This is a genomic window from Arthrobacter sp. ISL-95 (assembly GCF_018613695.1).
Taxonomy (GTDB): Bacteria; Actinomycetota; Actinomycetes; order Actinomycetales; family Micrococcaceae; genus Arthrobacter.
The window spans coordinates 22,902-44,311 of record NZ_JAGGPR010000004.1 but is presented as its reverse complement, the minus strand read 5'-3'; the positions used below and the strand labels follow the sequence as shown (position 1 = coordinate 44,311).

The following is a 21,410-nucleotide window of genomic DNA, read 5'->3' as shown; positions in this document are numbered from 1 at the left end:
TCCGCAGATGCCCCACGCACTGGTCACCAGAAAAATCTCCTCAACAACTCTTGAAAGAAGAGGTCAACCGTGTCAGCTCCACCAATAACTGGCGGCCCCACTCTCCCCCAGGCGCGGAAGCTCGTGAGCACAATCCCCGGGCCGAAATCGCAGGAACTGCTGGCACGCAAGGACGCGGCCGTCGCAACAGGTACCGGCGGAGTGCTCCCAATTTCAGTAGTAGCCGCCGGAGGCGGGGTGCTGATCGACGCCGATGGCAACTCCCTTATTGACCTCGGTTCCGGCATCGCCGTCACCGGCGTCGGTAATTCAGCCCCCGCTGTGGTGCAGGCGGTGCGGCAGCAGGTTGAGCAGTTCACACACAGCTGTTTCACCATCGCCCCCTATGAGGGCTACGTCAAAGTTGCCGAGAAGCTCAACGCCATCACCCCTGGTGAGCACGAAAAACGCTCGGCCCTCTTCAGCACCGGTGCTGAAGCTCTGGAGAATGCGGTCAAGATCGCTCGCCACTACACCGGCAGGCAGGCCGTGGTTGTCTTTGACCACGCGTTTCATGGGCGAACCAACCTCACTATGGGAATGACCGCAAAGAACATGCCCTATAAGAACGGGTTTGGCCCTTTCGCCCCCGAGATCTACCGGGTCCCCGCTTCCTATAGTTACCGAGACGGACTCACAGGCCCTGAGGCAGCTGCACGATCGATACTTCAAATCGAGAAGCAGATCGGTGCCGAAAATGTCGCTGCCGTCATCATCGAACCCATTCAGGGTGAAGGCGGCTTCATCGCCCCTGCCAACGGTTTTCTACCGGCGCTACAGGAATGGACATCCCAGAACGGGGTGATTTTCATACTGGACGAGGTGCAGACCGGCTTTGCCCGTACTGGTGACATGTTCGCTGCCAACCATGAGGGTATAGTTCCGGACCTGATGACGTTCGGCAAGGGACTGGCCGGTGGGCTTCCTCTTTCGGCAGTTACTGGCCGTAAGGACATCATGAACTCCGCTGTGGGGGGAGGACTCGGGGGTACCTATGCAGGCAACCCCATCGCCTGTGCTGCCGCTCTGGCAACTATTGAAATTTATGAGAAGGAAAACCTGACGGAACGTGCACGGGCAATCGGTGCCATCATCACCGATTTCTTCGCCGGTCTAGCGGCGGAGGATGACCGTGTCGGCGATATCCGCGGCCGCGGTGCCATGATCGGCATCGAGTTCGTTGAAACGGGCAGCCTGAGACCGGCTGCTGCGCTGACTTCTGCGATCGCGAGGAAGGCAGGCCAGGACGGCGTGCTGGTACTTACATGCGGCACGTATGGCAATGTGCTCCGGTTCCTGCCGCCGTTGTCCATATCAGATGACTTGTTGCGCGAGGGCCTTCAGGTCGTGGCGGACGCTTTCAAAGCAAATGCCTAAACCACAGCAACCCAACTACACGTATTTAGAAGGACAGCGATGACTTTAAAACCCCACGAGCAAGAACTGATCAACCAGGTGCAAACCGGTCTCGGCATCGGAGGGGCGTGGCAGCCCTCTTCGGCCGGTGCGACATTCGACGTGCAAGACCCGGCAACCGGGGAAGTCATCAAAACGATCGCCGATGCGACCGTCGACGATGCCCTTAGGGCGCTCGAAGCTGCCGTGACGGCGCAGGAGGTGTGGGCTGAGACCTCTACGCGCGGACGCTCAAACATCCTGCGCCGAGCTTTCGAACTTCTCATGGATCGCCACGAGGACTTTGCACTGCTCATTAGCATCGAAATGGGCAAGCCGATCTCCGAGGCCCGCGCCGAAGTGACCTATGGAGGCGAGTTCCTGCGCTGGTTCTCGGAGGAGGCTGTACGTGTCCGCGGCGACTATCGTCCTACTCCTGAGGGTGCTGGCAACATTGTCGTATCGCACCTTCCGGTCGGGCCCACCTATTTCATCACGCCGTGGAATTTCCCCTTGGCTATGGCAACCCGCAAGATAGCCCCAGCCTTGGCGGCCGGCTGCACGGTTGTCATCAAACCCGCCGAACTGACTCCGCTGACGACCATCTTCTTGGTACAACTGCTTGAAGAAGCGGGCCTGCCAGCAGGAGTTGTAAATGTGGTTCCTACCACCTCGCCGGCCGAGCAGTCCAGCGCGCTCTTAAAGGACTCCCGCCTCAAAAAGCTCAGCTTCACCGGTTCGACCCCTGTCGGTGTAAAGCTCCTTGAAGCCGCAGCCCAGAATGTCCTGCGAACTTCTATGGAGTTGGGGGGTAACGCCCCGTTCATCGTCTTCGAGGATGCAGATTTGGATCGAGCCGTGGAGGGTGTCCTGCTGGCGAAGTTCCGTAATATCGGCCAGGCATGCACTGCGGCGAACCGCATCATTGTCCATGAATCAATCGCAGATGCTTTTGCTCAACGCGTGAGCGACCGGGTGGCCCAAATGAAGATCGGCAGGGGAGCTGAGGAAAGTACTGACATCGGCGCTTTGGTCGACGGACGTGCGGTCGCAAAGGCTGAGCGCCTGGTGGCTGACGCCGTAGCGACCGGCGCAACGGTTCTCACTGGAGGTAAGTCCATTGAAGGTCCTGGCAGCTACTTCGAGCCAACAGTTCTGGATCGGCTCAGTCCCAACTCGGCTCTGATGTCCGAAGAGATCTTTGGACCGGTCCTTGGCATCATCCGATTCTCCAATGAGGAGGAAGCAGTCAAAATCGCCAATGACACAGACTATGGGCTGGTCAGCTATGTGTTCACGGAGAACGTTCACTGCGGCCAGCGCATGATTGAAAAGCTCCAGACGGGAATGATGGGCTTGAACACCGGTCTCATCTCCAACGCCGCAGCACCCTTTGGCGGTATTAAGCAGTCCGGTATCGGCCGGGAAGGCGGTTTTGAGGGCATCAGCGAGTTCCTCTCAACCAAATACACCCTTATTCCCCGCTGATGGATGTCCCTGAACCGATCTCTCGGGGCTCGTCTATGGCCACTGAAACTGACTGAAAGCGAGGGCCTTCACGTTCCGGGCTGGAACATGAAGGTCCTCGCCTTTTCTCCCACCGTGCATGCCAAACGGTCTGCGCAGGAGCAGGATCACGATTGGACTTGCCTGGCGGTGCATCCGTCCGGCAAGTAGAGAATGCGAAGGTGATGCGATGATCCAATGGACGGATGAGAATGGGCCTGTTGGAGGCTCGTTCTGAAGTTCTCGTTAGCGCAATAGCGCACTAACTGGAATGTTGGTATTCGTTGTGCTTCAAGACTGCTTGCGTAAGGTGCTCAGCCAGAAGGCCGGGTGCTTCGCTGTGGGCCAGGTGACCCTGATTTGCCAGGCGAACGACCTCGGCTTGGGGGAGGGCTTGAGAGAAGGCGGTGAAAGCGACACCGTATGGCGGCTTCTCCTCGTTGCGTTCGCCAAGCATCAGGGTGACTGGAGCCGTGATTTCGCTGTATCGGGAAAGCGCTGCAACATGGTCATTTATAGCAGTCAGCTCATCAGCCAAGGGGTGAACAAGAAGACGGAGGACAGGCCAAATAGGGTCCGCGCGCAGCGCTGCCATATATTCGGCGGAGTAACCCGCCATGACCCGCTTGACCACCTCGACGGCGCTGTCCAAGTCGCCCCTCCCGAGAGCAAGACGTAGGGGTTCAAGGGCGTTCGATCCGAACGGGCTGGAGACGGGCTCATACGCGATAACAGAGCGCAGGTTGCGTCGCTCTGTCGCCGTTTCCAAAGCAATCAGTCCGCCATAGCTCCAGCCGAACAGGTGGATGTCCTCCTCGAGGGTGTCGAGGATGTGGTGCAAATCGTCAATTTCAGTCCGGACCGAGTAGCCACGACCTGTCGGGCCGCTGGGCAGCCGCCCGCGGCGGTTAATGACCATTATCGGGTTATTCAAGTTCAATGCATTGGCGACTGGGCGCCAGGTATACGCATCGGACATCACGCCTGGAACTATCACGACGGGCGATCCGCTGCCTTCTCGTAGCTCGGCAGTCAGAGTCGTCCCGTCACGGTTGAAGCTAAGGGTCCGCATCAATTTCCTTTCGTCGGGTGCTGGGTCTCTTCAATTTGCGCAGCCACCCTCAAAAGTTGGGATTCGGCTCCGGGGGGACCTACCAGCTGTAGTCCAATCGGCAGCCCCTCGGTCGTGCCCGCTGGAATGGAGATGGCCGGGAGTCCTAAAACGCTCCATGGGCTTGTAAGGGAGAGAAGAGCCTTCCGGGTCTCGACGCTGCTTCCGTTTATGATTTCCGTACGGCTGCTCAGCTTGGGAGGGGCCAGGGGTATCGTCGGAAGCGCCAGAAGCCCGTACCTTCTCAGTAGAGGCTGGATACTTTGGCGGGCGCTGTGCCTAAGCTTTATCGCTTTAACGTACTCCCACCCAAGAATCTCTCCTCCGGAACGGAGCCTGGCGAGGACTTCGGGATCGTAAAGTTCGGGCGCACCGGACATGAGCTCTGTGTGCTGAGCGTATGCCTCGCTGCCTTGAATGATCCTATATGTTTCCCTCAGATCACCAGCCTCCAGAACTTCGGCTTCACCTGTCAGGAAATCATCGATCATGTCGCGGACAGTGGAAGTGACCGAGGGTTGCGTGGGATATATCGAATTCGATTTGATCCATCCGATACCAGGGGGGAGAGCTACAGTCTGGGTGCCCCTCAACGCGGTCCACAGCAGGAGACAGTCGGCCGCGGTGCGGGCCAGCAAGCCTATGGTGTCCAGAGTTGGTGACAAAGGCACCATCCCGCCGGTGGGCAAAGCTCCATGGGTGGGTTTGAGCCCTACAACGCCACAGCAAGCCGCTGGAATACGAGCGGATCCGCCGGTGTCAGTACCAAGCGCCAATGGGATGATGCCAGCGGCAACCGCGGCAGCGGACCCACTGCTCGAACCACCAGCCATATGGTCGGTATCGTGTGGGTTGCGCGTAGGACCGGTGGCAGAGCGATCTCCGGTAGGCCCGTTCGCAAATTCGTGGGTCGTGGTCTTCCCGATAATGATTGCACCTGCCTGGACGAGCCGTTCAACGCATTCGGCGTTCTCACGAGCAAGGTGGTCTTTTCGGTGGCGTGAACCTGCAGTTGTGGGCATTCCTCGTACATCGATGACGTCCTTAACGGCAACAGGAATGCCGTGTAGCGGCCCCCGATCAATTCCGGAGGCCAGCTCAGTGCGAGCCCTCGCCGCCGCCGCATAGGCGCCGTTCTCATCGAACGAGACGAACGCGTTGATTGAAGGCTGCCACCGGTGGGCCTCCTGCAATGCAATGTTTACAAGGTCCGCTGGCGTGATAAGCCCACTCCGCATCATGGCGGCGAGCTCGGAAACACCAACGCTGGAGAAAAACCCCGCTCCAGAAGGTTTCTTCAGTTGTGCTTCGGGCGATCGCATACGTCCCTCTTCGCAGTTGATGGTGGTCAACTGCATGTAACCATACCCAAACGTTTGGGACAATCGTTTGGTAAGATTTGTACTCAAACCTTAGAGGGAGTTTCAACGATGCCAGGTAGATATAAAAGCAGCTCGGTCACGCTGAAAACGATTGCGCAGGCGGCGGGACTCGACGTCTCGACAGTGTCGAGGGTTCTCAGCGGAACTCCTGATGAGGTTTCGCGTGCGGCATCACCGGCTACGGCAGCAGCAGTGCGTGATTGGGCTCAACGGCTCGGTTATCACCCCAACCCACACGCAAAGAGCCTGAGAACGGCACGAAGCAATCTGATTGGAGTGCTGGTTCCCCGCTTGTCTGACATGGTGCTCGCCACTATCTACGAGGGGGTGGAGGACGCGGGTGCCCGCAATGGACTGGCCACGTTTGTAATGAACACTTATGACCGCCCCGCCGAACAGCGCGCCAGGATTGATTTGGCTTTGTCCCGTCACGTCGATGGCCTCATACTCGGCGACGCGCACCGGGACGCAGTTGTGCTGGATGAAGTGGCGGCGCGCGGGGTGCCTTTCGTTCTCGTGAGCCGGTACGCGTCCAAGTATCCATCCGTGACATGTGATGACTATCTGGGAGGCAGCCTTGTTGCCGAGCACTTTCTGGACCTTGGGCACGTGAAGGTCGGCGTAGTCGCTGGCGAGTCTTTCGCCAGTACAGGCGTGGACCGGAGCAGTGGCTTTGTCGATACGTACCGGAAAGCGGGTATTGAAGTGTTAACAGTGAATTCCGCCTTCGATGCGAGAGGCGGCCATGAGGCAGCGGAATACCTCATCAAACAAGCCCCTAATTTGACGGCCATTTTTGCTGTCAATGACTTTGCCGCTATCGGTGTTCTGGGCGCAGTGCGCGATGCGGGACTGCGTCCCGGCAGGGACATCGCCGTTGCGGGCTACAACGACACTCAGCTCGCAGCCGAGTTGCCGTTGCCCTTGACCAGCGTGCGCTCACCACTGCATACGATGGGTACCCGGGCGCTGGAGTTGCTCGTGTCAGTTCTTCGTGGACAGAATCCGTCTTCTGAGCGCTTGGCTCCGGAGTTGGTCATCCGGGAATCAACACTTCTTCATGTCAGGAATAGCTAAATGCGCGCCTATCCCACATTAGAAGCTCCTATGGCAGCAACGCCGGTCGTCCTAGAGCGCGCAGAGCAAGTTACCAAGCTCCTTCGCGACTTGGTGAGGTGCGAAGCTGTCTTGCTGTCGGCGTCGAATCCTTCCGGAGAACGACCCCAGCACCAGCAACTGGCCTCGGACGGCTATTCGGAGGACGCGGTGTCACAACTGCTTGAGAACTTCATCCCGGAAACCAAGAATCCAGGATTCGGAGTCGTGCGAAACCGAGTCCGTCAGGCTCTTCGATGGGCAGACCTCGATCGTGACTGGGACGTCCACTTTGCATTCACATCCCTGGCCGAAGATTATCTTCGACCGGCAGGCTTTAACGAAGGCATATCTGCGAGCCTTTGGTTGCCCGGAGGGCACCACGTGGGAGCCATCCATATGAACTGGGGGACGGCGCGGTCTGCTACAGAAGAAACCAAGAGAATCGTCGAACAGTTCCTTCCGGTGCTTGCCTCCGCCTGTGACCCATCGCAACCGCACCGGGTCTTGGCCGAAGAATTGCATGGCGACGCAAACGTAGCGGTGATGGCTGCAGGTCTTGACCAAGCCATTGCTGGCCGTGAAGTAGGCATGACCCTGCGATCGGACGGACCCTTGTGGCCACTACTTCTGCCGCTCGCCCCCCGCGGAGACAGCAGCTACATCTGGATTGGAGACCAGGGGATTTACCACAGAATCAGCATCACACGATGTATACAGAACGCTGCCCTTGTGGCGGAACGAGAAGTGCTACCGCCCTATGGGCTAACTCCCAGAGAGCTTCAGATCGTCACGCTTCTTGCTGATGGGATCAGCAACCCTGAGATAGCCGATCACCTGGTAGTTAGCCGGCGAACGGTCTCAACTCACGTCGAACACATCCTTGCAAAGCTTGGGGTCTCATCCCGTGCTGAAGCGGCCGCTCTTGTTAGCCGCGAGGGTCTGCGACTCATTCAAGCAGCCCCCAGGCGTTTGCCCGTCACGTAACAGAGAGCTTAGCCAAGGACGGTGGCTCCTCCTCAGGAGGAAAAGATACGTCAAGTGACCGATATCACTTAGGATGAGGCTTCCTTAGGCTGGGATTTGTCAACGATGACACCCCCAAACATAGTCCTAAGTGAGGCATCATGGAACGCGCAGAGATTCATCGGCGGTCCCGTATTAATCTTCTTTTCGGCCCGCTGTTCACCCTGATTTTCGTGCTGGCCTTGGCGCCACCGCTGTACATTGCACTTTCTGAAGAACACGCGTTGGTTGCCGGTGTCCCCGGCTCCATCTGGTATCTCCTCTTAATTTCAGCCGCACCCATCTTGGTGGCTTACGGCCTGTGGCGCTTTGAGGGACGACGGGGGGAGTTGGACTGATGCTTATCACTTTCGGAGTCCTCGCCGCGTTCTTTATGCTTATCGTCCTCGTGCTCCATAAGACCAAACATGGCCGCAGCGTCTCAAGCTTCAGCAGCTACGCGGTGGGCGAAAGATCGTTCTCTAGCTGGTTCGTGTCAATGGCTTACACCAATTCGTGGTGGCCCGGCTCCACGTTCACGGCAGTCTTCGGCTTTGCCGTCATCAGTGGTGTCATTGGACTCTATTTCCTTGTCTACTCCACCTTGGGCGTTCTCGCCATGTACTTCATAGCTCGACCAGTGTGGAAATGGGGCAAACAGTTCGACCTGCGCACCCAGTCAGACCTGCTGTCGCTGCGCTATAACAGCCCTGGCCTGAAACTGCTTAGCAGCGCTATCAGCGTTGTGGCGTTACTTCCCTGGCTCATCCTCGGACTCATTGCCATGGGTGCGGTCATCCAATGGGCTTCTTTGGGAAACCTCTCCTTCGAGGTCTCGATTCTGATCGGTATCGCAGTGCTCGTGGTTCGCCAGTTCTGGACTGTGCAAATGGGCATGCGTGGACTGATCGTCACCGATATGGTTCAGGGGATTGTGGCATACATCGGTTCTGCCGTTTTGTGCTTGGGACTGCTGATCTTTTACTTCGGCGGCTTCTCGAATCTTGAACAGCTCACCACCGCGCAACTAAGCCTCCCAGGCTATGGTTCAGAAAGCGGCGAATGGTTCTATTTCGGAATTGTCGCTTCCGGGATCATCGGCAGCTTGTGCTGGCCCATGATTTTCACACGGATTTATACAGCCGGGAGTGTGCGGGAAGTCAAGAAGGGCTCCCTCCAAGCCATGGTGATCGGATTTGTTTTCTTTGTATTGCTTATGGCTGTCGCACTTTGCGCCGCGCCCATGTCTCTTGCGTCGGCGGATCCGTTGTCGGCATTCTTCGCTCTCACGCAAGACGCTGGTGGAACCTGGCTCCTTGCCTTTGCGTTGCTCATCGTTTTTGCGGCCAGCATGGGATTTGTTGACGGGGTCACACAGTCTCTTGGGACGCAGGTTGCCAACGACATAGTCGGCGTGATTCGGCCTCTGAGCGATAAGCAGGAACTGTATCTGGCCAAAGGATCCATGGCTGGCGCCGCCATCATTGCAGCAGTCATCGCAAATCAAATTTACGGGTGGTCAAACCTGGCCGGAGTGGCCCAGCTTGCCTACCAGGCGATCATCCAGCTGGCCGTCCCGATCTTCGGTGGACTGATCTGGCGCCGAGGCAACAAGGATGGGGCAATTGCTGGGCTTCTTATCGGCACAGTGATAGCCCTGGTGCTGACCATTCCGTACATGGACACGGGCGGCGCAGTTCCATGGCTCGGTGGGTTTGGAGCCGGCTTGGTCGGGTTGATCGTCAATCTGATTGTCTACATCTTGGTCAGTTTCATCCGTAGAAGTAGCGACGCCGAGCTGGCCAGAGTAGACGGCCTCTTTCGTGCCGCCCGAGTCCGTACCGAAATGCTGGAGGACGCTTCTGTGTCGACGGATGCGAAATCAGTACCCAGCCAAGAACCAGCATGACCTCCCGTGTAAGGCTCGAGGAACTGCCTCTGGCCAACGGGTCTGACAATAGGAAAGAAAGTAATAAGCACATGAGCAAGATCGAACAGACCGTACGCATCCCGCACCTTGGCGGTTCAGTGGTTGGATACACGCTGAGCGGTCAATACAACCCGGATCTCCCCACATTGGTGCTGATCAATTCCTACACCACATCGGCTGAACTCTATAGGCCCCAGTTCGCCAACACCGCCCTGACATCGGCCGTAAACCTTCTGGCACTTGAACCGTACGGTCACGGCCGTACAAGAGCGTCGTACCAGCATTTCACGTACTGGGACAGCGCCGTCGCCAACTTGCAGGCCCTTGCCGCGTTGGGTATTAACAAGGCTTTTGTTTTGGGTACATCACAGGGTGGGTGGATAGCCGCCCGCATGGCGTTGATAGCGCCGGAAGTGGTCCGAGGAATCATACCGTTGGGCTCGTCCATGGATTCAGAGACCCTGCGAAGCCGGCAGCTTGGATGCTGGGATGCCCCAGAATTCTGCACGCCCTTCATCGAGGCCTTCGCAGACCCGGTACCGGACGAATGGGTGGTACCGGAGCAGTTTGTCGACGACACCTTTGACGCGGCCCTGGGCGGACTCTCACCTGACCAACGCGAATTCTGGCTAGCTACCTACCGTACCAACTACTCCGGAGACGGCGGTCGCCGACGGCTGTTGCTCAGCACCATTAACCTCAGGGACCGCGACGGGCTTCATGGACGACTGCGCGACATTAATTCACCCGTGCTGTGGTTGCACGGCTCAGAGGACAAGGTCTATTCCGTGGCCAACGCAGAAAAAGAAATACTCATGTTCACTGGTGCGCCGGAGGTCCGGCTGGAGGTCATCGAAGGCGGTCATCACTTCCTGAGTGCTTCAAAGCCCGCAGAGGTTGACTCGGCAGTTCTTGAGTTCATCAAAAGCTGGTCCTAAACACATCAGTGGGCCAGGTCGTGGGGCCTGCCCACTGATGTAATTTGCTCGAGAGATGGCCGTCAGGCAGCTTCAATCCTGACTGATCAGTACGAACCGACAGTCAGACGAGCCAGCGGCCGCGACGGAAATCGGATCGAAGTTCATGGAAACCAACATTAAATTCCCGGATGTGCACTCAACGGGGGACTACCACGTTTGCAAATTGGGCTATGACGATTGGGTGCATCTCGACGAGGGGGACAGGGTGCTCGTCCAGGTCCCTGGGTCTCCGCTCCAAAACGCCACCGTCGACGATATAGGTGATGATGCCTCCTATTTCTGGTTATGGATCGACGGGTACGGCCGCAAGATGACCTTTGATGGCGACAGCTCAACGATTTTCAAGTTGACTGAAGCGCCCCGGTAAACCGGCGGCGCGGTTTGGGCTGCCTAATGGCTGGACTACCTACGAATGGCGCTATAGCCAGCAGGGATGTCCAGGTCGCGAGCGTCGGTCATCATTCCGCCCTAGTGTGCGCCACCGGCACCCCCGCTGAGGTCGCAGCGATCAACGGAAGCGACACCGATCACAGCCGGGGCTGAGTCGTCATGTGCTCAGCTCGCAGATAAACAAGAATCTCTTCAGCAATAGGTGCTGCAGTCCCGAGAACCGAAGGAGCTAGTGATGACTGAGATCCAGGAAACCCCGGGCACGCCCACAATGCAGGAACTACTACGTGATTCGCCGAAGAATTGGGGGAAGTGGGGACCCTACGATGAAGTCGGCTCATTGAATTACCTTACTGTCGAAGAAGCGCGGCGCGGTGCGGCGGAAATCCGCTCCGGGAAGAGCTTTACTCTGGCCATTCCGATTGGCAATCCAGGAGGTGACCCTATCTGGCCGGGCCGAAAGACCGCGGTACGGACTAATGTCATGGATCGGGGCAATTTTCTCTGTGGGACAGGCCCCAGCTTCAATGGCGACCTTGAGTATGCCGATGATGTGATCACCATGTATCTTCAGGGAACCAGTCAGTACGACGCGTTGGGGCATATGTGGTACGGCGAAAAAATTTACAATGGGTATGCCGCAGAGACAACAATCGGGAGCCTGAAGAAGGCCAGCATTTTCCCGATTGCAGAACGCGGAATCGTGGGAAGGGGCATCCTCGTCGACATGGCACGCTTTCGGGGCAAACCGGCTTTGGAAAGAGGCGAAACCTTCTCTTACGAGGACCTGATGGCTGCTGCATCAGCGCAGGGTGTCACCATCCAGAAACGCGACATACTACTTATTCGCACAGGCTGGATCGGCTCCTATTACAAAACAGAGGAAACGGAGTTCTACCGTGACTTCTTAGAACCTGGGCTGACCTACTCCCCGCAGCTAGTGGAGTGGTTCCGAGATATGGAAATACCCAACCTAGTCACTGATACCATCGGCAACGAGGTCACCCGCGACCCGGTCAGCGGAGTTGACCTTCCGCTGCACAATGCGCTCATGCGTAACCTCGGCATCGCATTTTCGGAAATCATCGCCTTGGATAAACTTGCCGACGATTGCTCCTCTGACGGGCAATGGACTTTCCTCTACACCGCCGCTCCTATGAAGATTGTGGGCGGTTCGGGTGCGCCGGTCAACCCGGTCGTTATTAAGTAGCCCGTCTACCCGCGTTGTGGCCGCGCTCGAATGGGCGGCCCCGGCGCAGAGCCAGAAGACTGAGTCTTCGTGACCCGCTAGCGCCGAAAATGGACGTTCTGTCGTCGGGATGGCCGGAACGGCTTGGTCATGTTCTTGGGTGCTTTCTCGGCCATTTACTTGATGAAGGAGGTGCTCCCACTGCGTCGAGTTATTCATCGTTCTGGCCGGTAGACTGCGGTCAGGTTTTGGGTTGTTCTAGCGGCCCGCGGGAGTCATGCCTAGGAGGTCGGTGGCTCAGCCTGACGGATGCTTCACGCGGACTTAGCGGTGCCATCATCCAGCAGGCAATCTGCAGTGGCGGCAGCGCCGATTGCCCGGCGCAGGCCGTGAGCGCGCAGGGAGAAGACAAGTCCCCGTTTTTCGGTGTTCGATCAAGCAAAAAGAAGGTGTGGACAACGTCCACACCTTTCGCCCCGGGCTGGCCCGCACAGCCGCCGGACTGCCCCGGATTCTGCATGTTTCCGCCGCTTCCCAGTGTTTTCAAGGCTTGGAATCCCGTTCGAGTCCAACCTCGGGCACAGCATACCCCCTCATTAGAGGGGGTTTTTGCTTCAACGTGTGTACATTCTGCTTGGCCAGGTCCCTCTGGCACTAGTCGCGAGGTGTGCCTGGCGCCGCGAGTCGCCTGTTTGGTTGTGGGGAGCGGGTTCAGGGTCGTGGCTGGCCGGCCCACCGCTGGCTCTGTACTGGGGCTAGGGGGGCCCTTCTTGGTTCGTCCGGTAGGACGTTGTTGTCCTACACCCCTTCATGGGTAGAGGCACTGAGCGCAAAGTGACTTTTAGATCCTGCGTCTAAGTTCTTGGTTTTGGGCTCGTTGCCAGAGTTGCGAGGCCTGACTGGGGAGAGTTTGTCAGGCCAAAGGGGTGTGGACATTGTCCACACTTGAATCCTCTTTATTGAGCCTGATCGCAACCATTGGCCTGCGCCTCCTTCGCCCAACACCTATTCATCGCCTGCGAGTTGCCCTAGCGCCATGATGCCGACTAGGTCGCACCCCATCTCGTGGGGCACTCCGCCATGGGAGTTCAGTGGCTGCGGCTGACCGAGTCGAGCTGGTCATGTCCGTGTAGTCGGCGCGGCGTCACGAAGGAATAGTGGATCCTTTGACGGGAGCCGGGGGCTGGGACTAGTTGACGATTCAGGCTCGCGGAATTCCGGCATGTCGTGTGTCCCAGCAATGTGTCTCACTCAGCTATTCTCAACATCATTCGTATTTGTCCTTTAACAAGACGGAGAAGTGATGGCACGCCTTGGATACGCCCGGGTCAGCCTGACGGACCAAAAAACCGATTTACAGATCCGAGAACTGGAAGCAGCCGGGTGCGAGCGAATCTACAAAGACCAAGGGATCAGCGGGACGCGGGTAAGCCGTCCGGAGCTGGATCGGATGCTGGACCGTCTCGGCCCAGGGGATGAAGTCGTCGTTTGGAAGTTGGATCGGTTGGGACGAAACACTCGCCACTTGCTCGAGCTCTTGGATGACTTCAAATCCCAAGGCATCAAGTTTCGTTCCCTTCGGGATGGAATTGCCACGGATCCGGCCAGTGAAGTCGGGGGAGCGATGGCCCAAGCAATGGTGACCATCATTTCCGCGTTCGCCCAGCTCGAAAGGGATCAGCTCTCCGAACGCACCAAGGCGGGCATGGCCATCGCAGCTGCCAGCGGGCGCAAGGCAGGGCGGCGGGAGGTTACCACTGAACACGAGAAGGTAAAGCGTGCGCACGAGCTGAAGGCCCGAGGACTCAAGCCAGCCGACATAGGAAAGATAATCGGGGCAAGCCGGGCGACGGTTTACCGCTACTTGTCGATGGAGCCTTGAAGTCAGCGACTGCCATCACCGGCCAGGGACGTCCATGTTTCCCGGGATGCCACGGAACGGCCGGTGGGGGAGAGCCCATTCTAAGGAAAGGGGGCGACCCCTTCCCGTTTCGTAGTTGGCCTTTGTCTATGTGTGAGGCTCAGGGGCTGTTCGTGGGCTGCATTTACACCTCTTGGCGTGATGGTGGTTGTCTAAGGGGATGGGATTGTTCAGTTGGAAGAAGACAAAGAGCAACGTTGAGGAATTCGACCAACCGATGCTCTCGGAGTTGAACGGCGAGCATCGCGAATTCATTGCAGGTTGTCTTGGGCTCGCGGACGGTGCTGGGGTGGATCTGGAAGATCCGGGGAGCGTGGCGGAGTTCTATGATCTTTTGTTGGGCGCATGGCAGTCCAGCCCTGACGGGACCACAGATCCCGAGCCGTATATCAACGCGGCGGGTGTCGCTTTTGGGGAACACTTAGTGAGAACAACGCCGCTTCGTTGGGTGGTTGCGGAGGATTCAACGGGGCGGGAGCTGGCAGTTCATTCGGAGAGAACGAACTTCTTTGTTTACCCATTGGATGCTGTTCAGAAGCGGTGGGTGAGAGGTGAGGGCGGCGAATTCATCACGACTCTCGCCGGTCAGGTAGTTAGCCACTTCAAGATCTACTAGGTGTTGCCTTCGAGGAGTCCAAGGCCACTCTGCGGGTAGAGGCTGCTGCTCGGCGCTGAAGATGGCAGATTGTTTCAGGACCGGTTCAGCTGCTCTCTAAGCCCACATGAAGTGATTACAGCCCAATAACCGATGGTGCCAGCACAGGAGGAACGTCGCTGTGAGTGTGCCCTAATTGTTCCGGTGATAACTTGACTAAACGCGTCCCATAGTCGGCCGCAACAAGCGGATTCTCCGTACGTTCCTTCCCGAGGTTCTGTGTAGGCTTGATGCTTTGGCAGCACCCCGGTGGTGACGGTCAGGTGGGCTCTCTGTGAAAGGAACCAACAATTTGACTACTTCCGATGATGTGCAGGAGATCCTTGCTGGTCTAGGCTTCCCCTCGGCGCTACCTGCAGTGACCCCTTCAGGGGCGCAGGCTCTCATCTGGGGGCCAGAATTGACTAGCGCCCAGTTGTGGCAGGTCCAAGCAGAGCTGACTGGGAAACTACGGGGCTGGCACGTTTTTTCCTATGGTGTGGAACCGTCGGATCCCGAGGAGCTTGCCGAGGCGTGGGATGAGCAAGGTCCTGAGTCCGAAGACCTCCCGCCCCTTTTTGACGCTGAGGCCGAGAAGCAGGCACTGCACGAATTCACGGTCGACGCGGACGCTGGCGAGGGTCTTCAAAGTGCATCCCAGTCAGTGCTGCTGCCAGCGGACGCGCCGGTGATCAGCACTGGTGTGGGTAATCTGGTTGCTGTCGAAGTCGGGAGCCCCGGCGACGTTGTTCACGCCGTCGAATGGGAGGGAGCGGATAACCTGGGTACGCGCACGGAACTTGCAGTGCTCCTGCGCCGGTGGAACCGGATTGCAGGTGCTGTGCCGTTGTACCTCTCGGATACGGATAACGCCACCATGGTCCTGGCCGTCCCGGATCTGCCCCGCATCGAAGACGAGCTGGAACAGGCCTGCGATGAAGTCACTATAGTCACTACCGGTCCGAACAGCAGCCCTATCGTGGAACTGTGGTGGGACTAACCCATCGCGTATCTTGGCCCGCGGTCGGTTTCTTACACCGGCGGACGGCCCAGACCCAGCTGCAAGGTGACGAGCCTAAGCCTAGGACCCGTTCGCGGATCCGGCGGACTGGAGATTAGTCATCAGCTGGTCCAGGGAACGTCCCTGTTCTCCCTGCCTGCGCGGGCTTCTGCCAGGGTGAGCTTGGGGACTTCAAAGTTCACGTGGGTTTCGACTAAAATCCCGTGGCCTTGGGGTGCGTAGAAGGACTCCTCAAACGGTGCGAGGCCCAGTTCTCGGGAGTAATCGACGAGCATTTCGTGAGTGAACCGGTCTGTTTTACGGGGCGCGTCGTAGGTGGCTGCGTGCTCGAAATCAAATGGGTCGCCAACGGCTTGAAACTTCCATTTGTCATAGTTGACCAGGCTAACGGAGCGAAAGACGTCTCCCGGCCCGGCAACACGAAACTTCCTGTTGCCGTACCGTCCCCGGTGCTGTGTGTAGCTTTTTTTGTCCAGGGTGTGCGGAACTTCTGTGATCACTACCGTGCTGATGTTGTGCTTTTTGGCGTACTGACCGGACAGCGCGGAGGTGAGGTTCTGGCCTTGGGCTGAATTATCGAACACAGCTGTCCATTCTGGATTCGCTGTCCCCATGAACAGTGCACGGTGTCCGTAGCCAAGGGGCAGCAGTGATGTCAGGAGTTCCTCAAAGGATCCTGTCGGCCGGGTCATGGTCACGGATGTCCTGACCTCTGAAGGTTGGGTCTCTTCCCGCTCCTGCGATATCTGCGCGGAGTCCTCCAATGGTGCTTTGATGAAGGAGATGGTGCTCGTTACAGGCGCCCAAGTATTCCTGAGGAGCAAGTCTTCGGCCAACATGTCACCTTCAGTTACACGAACCGGCATGGCGGGCGTCCTCACTTCCGGATGGATTGTCATAAGCGACTATTCAGTAGTATTTACCGGTCAGAATACGAGGAACAGCCGGAGGACGTCCGCCAGGAACGGGGTCATTGAGCTTTGCTTTGAATCAAGAGAAACCGTTTGGGCTTCGAGCCGTGCTAATCTTTGCCCTCTTAATGCGTCGTCCGCTTCGGTCGGGGAACACTTCTATCCTCGTTGCCCGCTCGGGCCTCAGCGAGAGTACGCTCGACTACGGGATAACTGACTATGGATTCGACAAGGATTCCCAGTCCATTCGGAACGTAGAAGTCGGCATTAAACGGTTCAATTCCCAGGTGGTGGCAGTAGTCCAGCAACATCTCGTGAGTGAACCGTTCTGTCTTTCGGGACTTTCTGTAAGCCTCTGTGTTCTCGAAGTCGAACGGCTCGCTTCCGGTGGTATAAAAGACCCATTTGTCCTCATTTACCAGACGGACACTTCGGACGAATCCGCCTGGTCCCCTCACCGTGAAGGACCGGACACCGTATCGGCCTCTGTGCTGCTCATAGTTCTTCTTGTCCAGTGTGTGGGGAATCTCAGTCACTATTACGGATCTGATCTTTTGTCTTTGCCCATACTGAACCTCCAGTACGGAGTTCAGGTCCGATCCGCCGACGGAGTTAGATACAACCCCAGTCCAATCTTTGTTCGAAGTCTCCAAGAATAGCTTTCGCGTTCCATCACCGAGTGGAAGCAACGTTTCAAGCAGTTCGTGGAGACCGCCATGATGGTGCGTCTTTTTCACGTCTAGGTTTCGCTCCAAGACCGGGGATTTCTCCCACTCCTTCCATATGTCAGAGGCTACTTCCAAGGGGGCATTGATGAACGATAGTGTGTTCGTGACAGGGGCCCACGCGTTCCCCAGCAGCAGCTGGGATGCAAGCTGATCTCCCGTGTTCGTACGTGGTGTCACGACCAGTCCTTACTTCCTATTGAACAGCTCAGAATCATTGCCACCACTTAACCATTGGCTCCCCCACAGTCAAAATGCGTAGCTCTGTGGCTCCAAGGGATGGGTCATTGGCCAGTATCCGCAGGAAGTGGTCCATCCCACGATCAGTTGCATCGCTGAGGTCGTTAAGTGGCTTGTCCAACTCCACCACGTGATGCTTCCCGCCCAGATCGAACTGAAGATCTGGCCGGTTATTCCCCACCACATTTTGTGATAGATAGTCAACCTGCTTCTGGTTGATCCGAATGTTCTCAGCCCCGAGCAGCTTGAGTCGCTGCATTTCATTGTGCAGCCAGTCTGCTTGGTCGGGGTCCTTTCCAATTTTAGGCTGCTTGCTAACTTCCTTATCCAGATAGTCGTTTCCGTTGGCTGGGCGTGGCGAATAATGTTTCTCTGCGTAAATATCAGAAAGCATCCTATGGGCCCCAGGGTTGGCGGTAATAACGGGCCGGAGTTCTGCTTGCTTGGCTGCTTGGGTTTTTGCGGGGTCCTTGATGATGTCAAGGGCTGCTTGGCGAACGTTCGAGCAGGGCTTTGTGGCACTGACCCTTTGGGCTGCGAGGACTGTTCCACCAGACGTTCTTGAGCCGAAGGTCGCGTTTCGTATCTGGGGGCCGTCTTGGCTCTTCCCCAAGCTGGAGAGAGCCGCTCCCGGAACGGGGCACGAAGGTGCCCTTCCGGCAAACTTGTCGACAATCTTGAGGAATCCTTCTCGTTTGCCGAAGAACTCAAAGGCTTTGGGAAGGAGCTTACCTATGAGGCCAAGTACTTCGGCTGCTTTGAAGATTTTGCCGATGGGCAGGAATCCGACGAGGGCCATGCCGCAGGCCATGAAGTCGCCCTTGGTGATGCAGTCCATAATGTCGTTGATGCCAAAGAACTCCAGCAGCAGACCGCCGCCTTCCTTGATGAGGAAGTCTGTTAGGTCGCCGTTCTTGAGGAATTCTTTTGCTTCGCGAAGTTGGTCCGCTTCCCCTTCTGAGAGGGCCGCCGCGTGGGAGGCTGAGTCCATTTCCCCTGAGTCTGCTTGCGCAGCCCGCAGCTTCGCGTCCTCCGTCTCTTGACGTTGCTTTTCGGCGGCAATTCCTAGTGCTTCAGTGGCGGCGGCTGCTGCTTCATTGGCCGATTGTCCCGCGATCGCGGCTGAGTTGGCTGCCTCGGTCGCTGCTGAGGTTGCTGCCTGGGCTGCGCGGTTGGCTTGCTGTGCGGAGTTTATGGCCTGGGTAGCGCTGGCGTTGGCTGCCCTGGCGTCGTTGGTGGCTTGGGCCGCGGCCTCGTGTGCACGGTCAGCGGACTGGATGGCGCTGTCCGCGGAGACGCCGGCTTGCCTTGCCCAATCAACCGCCGTAGTTGCAGCTGCGGCGGCTTGTACTCGATACCGGTCGGCTTCCTGAGCTTGTTTTTGCGCCTCGATGGCGAAACCCTGAGCCGCTTGCGCGGCTTTCTCGGCTGTGAAGGCGTCAGCACGGGCGTTTTTCGCGTCCCGACTAATGATTTCGACCATGGCGTTCATGGCCTTGTCGTGTGCGGCTGCTTCCAGGTCCCTGCGCAGGGCATCGAACTGGCCCACTGCAAGGAACTGGCGAACCATTTCACGCGAACCTCCGAGAACAACCGAAGCCGCTGCTTCGAGTTCACCATTAGGCACCGCGGTACTGAGGATTCTGTAGACTTCCTGGCGTTCGTCACTGAATAGTGCCGCGTCGTAACCTTCAGCGAGGAAGTTTCCCACAGCCTCTCCTGAATCAGGAGTTTCAAGTGCTTTCTGGGCTGCTGCTGTCACTTTTGTGCCGGCGGTGGCGAGGATCTTGTAGACCTTTTGGCGGTTGCTTTCGAATTCCAGGGAGTGGCGGCCTGTGGTGACGAAAGCAGAGATGGCATCGGGACCGGTTTCGATCGCCGTTTCAGCGGCTTCCCGAACCTCTGGCGAGCCTGCTTCGGTGTAGTGGTGGGTTTCGTCCCACTGGTCTTGGTCTACTGCAACCGACCAACTACGCCTAATAAATTCGAGTAGGTTCTCGTCTTTACCGCTGGAAAGCGCTGCCTGGGCAGCGGCTTTCACCCATGGGGTGCCGATCTGGGCGAGACCGACGGTTGCACGGCGAACCTCGGGCATCAGAGCGGATCGATCCGCGCCGGGTGCGTTTAGTTTGGCAAGGATTTGGTCTGTCTCGGCTGCCGCGGCTTTGGCCTGAGTCTTGCTAGTCAGCTTGGCTTGTTCACGCACGCCCTCCATCTCTGCCGATGAGGCTGCTCGCTGACTGTTGTAGTCCTTTTCGACGGCGAGACGCTGTTTGTTCGCTTCTGTTGCAATATTCCTGACCAGGAGAGCATCGGAGAGTGCCTTCTCCGCCGCCGTCGCAGCAGACCGAGCGGCTTGGGCTGCCGTTGCTGCTTTGGTGGCTGCTTGAGTGGCAGTGAGTGCGTGTTGAGCTGCCTCTTCGGCGGCAACCGCTGCTGCGGTTGCGTAACGGACGGCGTCGCCGGCTGCTTTGGCGGCCTTGTCCGCTTCTTCCACAGCTTGCTTAGCAAGGAGGGAGACGCGGTCGGCTGCTGCTTGGGATCTGGCTGCGGCGTCGTCAGCACGTTTGGCGGCGGCCTGGGCAGCGGCTGCTTCGGCGCCTGAACCGCCTGCCGCCTGGCTCGCGTCCCTTGCCCATTGGGCGGCCAGAGCTGCGTTTGACCCGGCACTGGCCGCAGCAGTCATGGCTGCGGCGGATTGAGCGACGGATTCCTTGGCGGCAATTGCTGCTTCTTCGGCTCGTTTCGCGTCAGCTGCCGCGTCGCGTGCCCTTACGGCCGCGTCCCGGGCAGCACCCGCGGCGTTCTTGTCGGCGAAAGCAGCGGCTGCAGCGCTTTGTGCGTTTGTGGCTGCCTGATTTGCGCGGGCCGTCGCGGCAGCTGCGTTGGAAGCAGCGTTTGCGGCAGCAAGCATCGCTTCATGGGCAGCCTGCGCGGCGTTGATGGCTATATCAGCTGCCATCGCTGCCTGATCAGCCAAGGATGCGGCCTTAAGAGCCGCGGTTTTGGCTATCTCAACGGAGGTCCCGGCTTGCTGAGCGGCAAGGCGCGCACGATCGGTTGCCGCCTTGGCTGACGCCAGCGCTTGCTCAGCCTGGGTTTTGGCTTCTAAAGCGAGGTCCTTCTGGGCGCTGGCATAATTGCTGGCGGACCGTGCCTGATCGCTGAGTTGACTCAGGGTCGCGGATTCACCGTCCCTGGCGGCCGCAACGTACTGACCGTATCGAAGGAACTTTTCAACTACTTCGTTGGAGTCTGTCCTAAGCGCAGCTTGTGCAGCTGCTTGCACGGCGGGGGAGCCGGTGGCGAGCAGTTTGTAGGCAGCCATGCGGTTGTCCACGAAGACTGCAGCTTTATGACCTTTGTAGAGGAAGTCCTGTACTGCTGATGCGTCAGGACTCTCGAGGGCAAGCTGTGCCCTCTTTTTCACTTCAGGGGTCCCTGTTTCCAAGAGGTTGTACGCCTTTTGGCGGTCATCGCTAAACCAGGCATCCTTCCAACCTGTGCCGATGAAGTTCTCCAGCGCCGTCAGGGTGTTCGCTTCCAGCGCCTCGTGGGCCTTTGCCCGAACCTTGGGTCCGCCGACCAGAGTCAGCTTCAGGACCATGAGTTCGTAGTCCACGGCCAAAGACTGGTTTTGACCCTGATCAATGAACGCTTGGACGCTGGCAGGGCCACCAAGCAACGCTGTCCGTGCGGCTTCCCTGGTGGTTTCACCGGCGGTGTTCCACAAACGCACAACACCTGCTGCGTCGGTGGCGCGCTCGACCGCCACGGGTGTGGGGGCTGCCTCAACGGCTACGGCGGATTCGGTTGTACTGAAGGTCAGGAGACCAACGGTGAGCGCAGCGCACAGCGTCATTGCAGTCAGCAGCATGGCAAAGGACCGACGCGTGACGCGTCGAAGACACTTGATCAAAGGATCCCCCAAATCGG

Annotated in this window: 17 protein-coding genes; 12 read left to right on the top strand and 5 right to left on the bottom strand. The window is 58.0% G+C overall.

Features of this window, described 5'->3' with window-relative positions:
• The first annotated feature begins 69 nt into the window (after window positions 1-69).
• Complete coding sequence (gene gabT, locus J7I86_RS05820; protein WP_214817170.1) at window positions 70-1,416, top strand: 4-aminobutyrate--2-oxoglutarate transaminase; 1,347 nt, start codon at window positions 70-72, stop codon at window positions 1,414-1,416.
• Between the two features lie 39 nt (window positions 1,417-1,455).
• A complete protein-coding gene (locus J7I86_RS05815; RefSeq protein WP_214817166.1) occupies window positions 1,456-2,922 on the top strand; it encodes an NAD-dependent succinate-semialdehyde dehydrogenase in 1,467 nt (488 codons plus the stop codon).
• 280 nt (window positions 2,923-3,202) lie between these two features.
• Here J7I86_RS05815 and J7I86_RS05810 read toward each other — a convergent pair whose 3' ends face one another.
• Together J7I86_RS05810 and J7I86_RS05805 are read right to left on the bottom strand one after the other, a co-directional pair.
• Window positions 3,203-4,012: an alpha/beta fold hydrolase gene (locus tag J7I86_RS05810; protein WP_214817162.1), complete on the bottom strand. Its 810-nt coding sequence runs from the start codon at window positions 4,010-4,012 to the stop codon at window positions 3,203-3,205.
• Window positions 4,012-5,403, bottom strand: a complete 1,392-nt coding sequence (locus J7I86_RS05805; protein WP_214817160.1) for an amidase — start codon at window positions 5,401-5,403, stop codon at window positions 4,012-4,014. Before J7I86_RS05805 ends, J7I86_RS05810 begins: the two co-directional genes overlap by 1 nt.
• 78 nt (window positions 5,404-5,481) lie before the next feature.
• Between J7I86_RS05805 and J7I86_RS05800 the strand changes: the two genes are divergently transcribed.
• From J7I86_RS05800 to J7I86_RS05755, 10 genes are all read left to right on the top strand, one after another.
• The gene (locus J7I86_RS05800) at window positions 5,482-6,510 is read left to right on the top strand and encodes a LacI family DNA-binding transcriptional regulator (RefSeq protein WP_214817157.1); all 1,029 of its coding nucleotides are present in this window, start codon (window positions 5,482-5,484) and stop codon (window positions 6,508-6,510) included.
• 30 nt (window positions 6,511-6,540) lie between these two features.
• Complete coding sequence (locus tag J7I86_RS05795; RefSeq protein ID WP_286179400.1) at window positions 6,541-7,515, top strand: response regulator transcription factor; 975 nt, start codon at window positions 6,541-6,543, stop codon at window positions 7,513-7,515.
• A gap of 140 nt (window positions 7,516-7,655) precedes the next feature.
• Window positions 7,656-7,892 carry a hypothetical protein gene (locus tag J7I86_RS05790; protein WP_214817141.1) on the top strand — a complete coding sequence of 79 codons (237 nt, stop codon included), beginning with the start codon at window positions 7,656-7,658 and terminating at the stop codon, window positions 7,890-7,892.
• Window positions 7,892-9,442 (top strand): sodium:solute symporter, encoded by a 1,551-nt coding sequence (locus J7I86_RS05785; protein WP_214817138.1) that lies wholly within the window; start codon window positions 7,892-7,894, stop codon window positions 9,440-9,442. The genes J7I86_RS05790 and J7I86_RS05785 overlap by 1 nt, the downstream gene beginning before the upstream one ends.
• A 71-nt stretch (window positions 9,443-9,513) precedes the next feature.
• Window positions 9,514-10,401 (top strand): alpha/beta fold hydrolase, encoded by an 888-nt coding sequence (locus J7I86_RS05780; protein ID WP_214817136.1) that lies wholly within the window; start codon window positions 9,514-9,516, stop codon window positions 10,399-10,401.
• Window positions 10,402-10,546: 145 nt separating this feature from the next.
• Window positions 10,547-10,810, top strand: coding sequence for a hypothetical protein (locus tag J7I86_RS05775; protein ID WP_214817134.1), 264 nt, complete (start codon window positions 10,547-10,549; stop codon window positions 10,808-10,810).
• A 258-nt stretch (window positions 10,811-11,068) separates the two neighbouring features.
• Window positions 11,069-12,043 (top strand): cyclase family protein, encoded by a 975-nt coding sequence (locus J7I86_RS05770; protein WP_214817131.1) that lies wholly within the window; start codon window positions 11,069-11,071, stop codon window positions 12,041-12,043.
• 1,282 nt (window positions 12,044-13,325) lie between these two features.
• Window positions 13,326-13,904: a recombinase family protein gene (locus tag J7I86_RS05765; protein WP_214817128.1), complete on the top strand. Its 579-nt coding sequence runs from the start codon at window positions 13,326-13,328 to the stop codon at window positions 13,902-13,904.
• A 205-nt stretch (window positions 13,905-14,109) separates the two neighbouring features.
• On the top strand, window positions 14,110-14,559 hold the full coding sequence (locus tag J7I86_RS05760; RefSeq protein ID WP_214817125.1) for a DUF3806 domain-containing protein: 450 nt from the start codon (window positions 14,110-14,112) through the stop codon (window positions 14,557-14,559).
• 331 nt (window positions 14,560-14,890) lie between these two features.
• Window positions 14,891-15,577, top strand: coding sequence for a hypothetical protein (locus tag J7I86_RS05755; RefSeq protein WP_214817122.1), 687 nt, complete (start codon window positions 14,891-14,893; stop codon window positions 15,575-15,577).
• Window positions 15,578-15,699: 122 nt separating this feature from the next.
• Here J7I86_RS05755 and J7I86_RS05750 read toward each other — a convergent pair whose 3' ends face one another.
• From J7I86_RS05750 to J7I86_RS05740, 3 genes are all read right to left on the bottom strand, one after another.
• A complete protein-coding gene (locus J7I86_RS05750; protein WP_214817119.1) occupies window positions 15,700-16,464 on the bottom strand; it encodes a hypothetical protein in 765 nt (254 codons plus the stop codon).
• A gap of 170 nt (window positions 16,465-16,634) precedes the next feature.
• Window positions 16,635-17,414, bottom strand: a complete 780-nt coding sequence (locus tag J7I86_RS05745; protein WP_214817116.1) for a hypothetical protein — start codon at window positions 17,412-17,414, stop codon at window positions 16,635-16,637.
• 34 nt (window positions 17,415-17,448) lie between these two features.
• On the bottom strand, window positions 17,449-21,351 hold the full coding sequence (locus J7I86_RS05740) for an ALF repeat-containing protein (RefSeq protein WP_214817112.1): 3,903 nt from the start codon (window positions 21,349-21,351) through the stop codon (window positions 17,449-17,451).
• Between the last annotated feature and the right edge of the window lie 59 nt (window positions 21,352-21,410).

Excerpts from the sequence above, each read along its gene's own strand:
- J7I86_RS05815 (WP_214817166.1), top strand. The coding sequence starts at position 1,456 with ATGACTTTAAAACCCCACGAGCAAGAACTGATCAACCAGGTGCAAACC.
- J7I86_RS05810 (WP_214817162.1), bottom strand. The coding sequence starts at position 4,012 with ATGCGGACCCTTAGCTTCAACCGTGACGGGACGACTCTGACTGCCGAG.
- J7I86_RS05800 (WP_214817157.1), top strand. The coding sequence starts at position 5,482 with ATGCCAGGTAGATATAAAAGCAGCTCGGTCACGCTGAAAACGATTGCG.
- J7I86_RS05795 (WP_286179400.1), top strand. The coding sequence starts at position 6,541 with ATGGCAGCAACGCCGGTCGTCCTAGAGCGCGCAGAGCAAGTTACCAAG.
- J7I86_RS05790 (WP_214817141.1), top strand. The coding sequence starts at position 7,656 with ATGGAACGCGCAGAGATTCATCGGCGGTCCCGTATTAATCTTCTTTTC.
- J7I86_RS05785 (WP_214817138.1), top strand. The coding sequence starts at position 7,892 with ATGCTTATCACTTTCGGAGTCCTCGCCGCGTTCTTTATGCTTATCGTC.
- J7I86_RS05780 (WP_214817136.1), top strand. The coding sequence starts at position 9,514 with ATGAGCAAGATCGAACAGACCGTACGCATCCCGCACCTTGGCGGTTCA.
- J7I86_RS05775 (WP_214817134.1), top strand. The coding sequence starts at position 10,547 with ATGGAAACCAACATTAAATTCCCGGATGTGCACTCAACGGGGGACTAC.
- J7I86_RS05770 (WP_214817131.1), top strand. The coding sequence starts at position 11,069 with ATGACTGAGATCCAGGAAACCCCGGGCACGCCCACAATGCAGGAACTA.
- J7I86_RS05765 (WP_214817128.1), top strand. The coding sequence starts at position 13,326 with ATGGCACGCCTTGGATACGCCCGGGTCAGCCTGACGGACCAAAAAACC.
- J7I86_RS05750 (WP_214817119.1), bottom strand. The coding sequence starts at position 16,464 with ATGCCGGTTCGTGTAACTGAAGGTGACATGTTGGCCGAAGACTTGCTC.
- J7I86_RS05740 (WP_214817112.1), bottom strand. The coding sequence starts at position 21,351 with ATGCTGCTGACTGCAATGACGCTGTGCGCTGCGCTCACCGTTGGTCTC.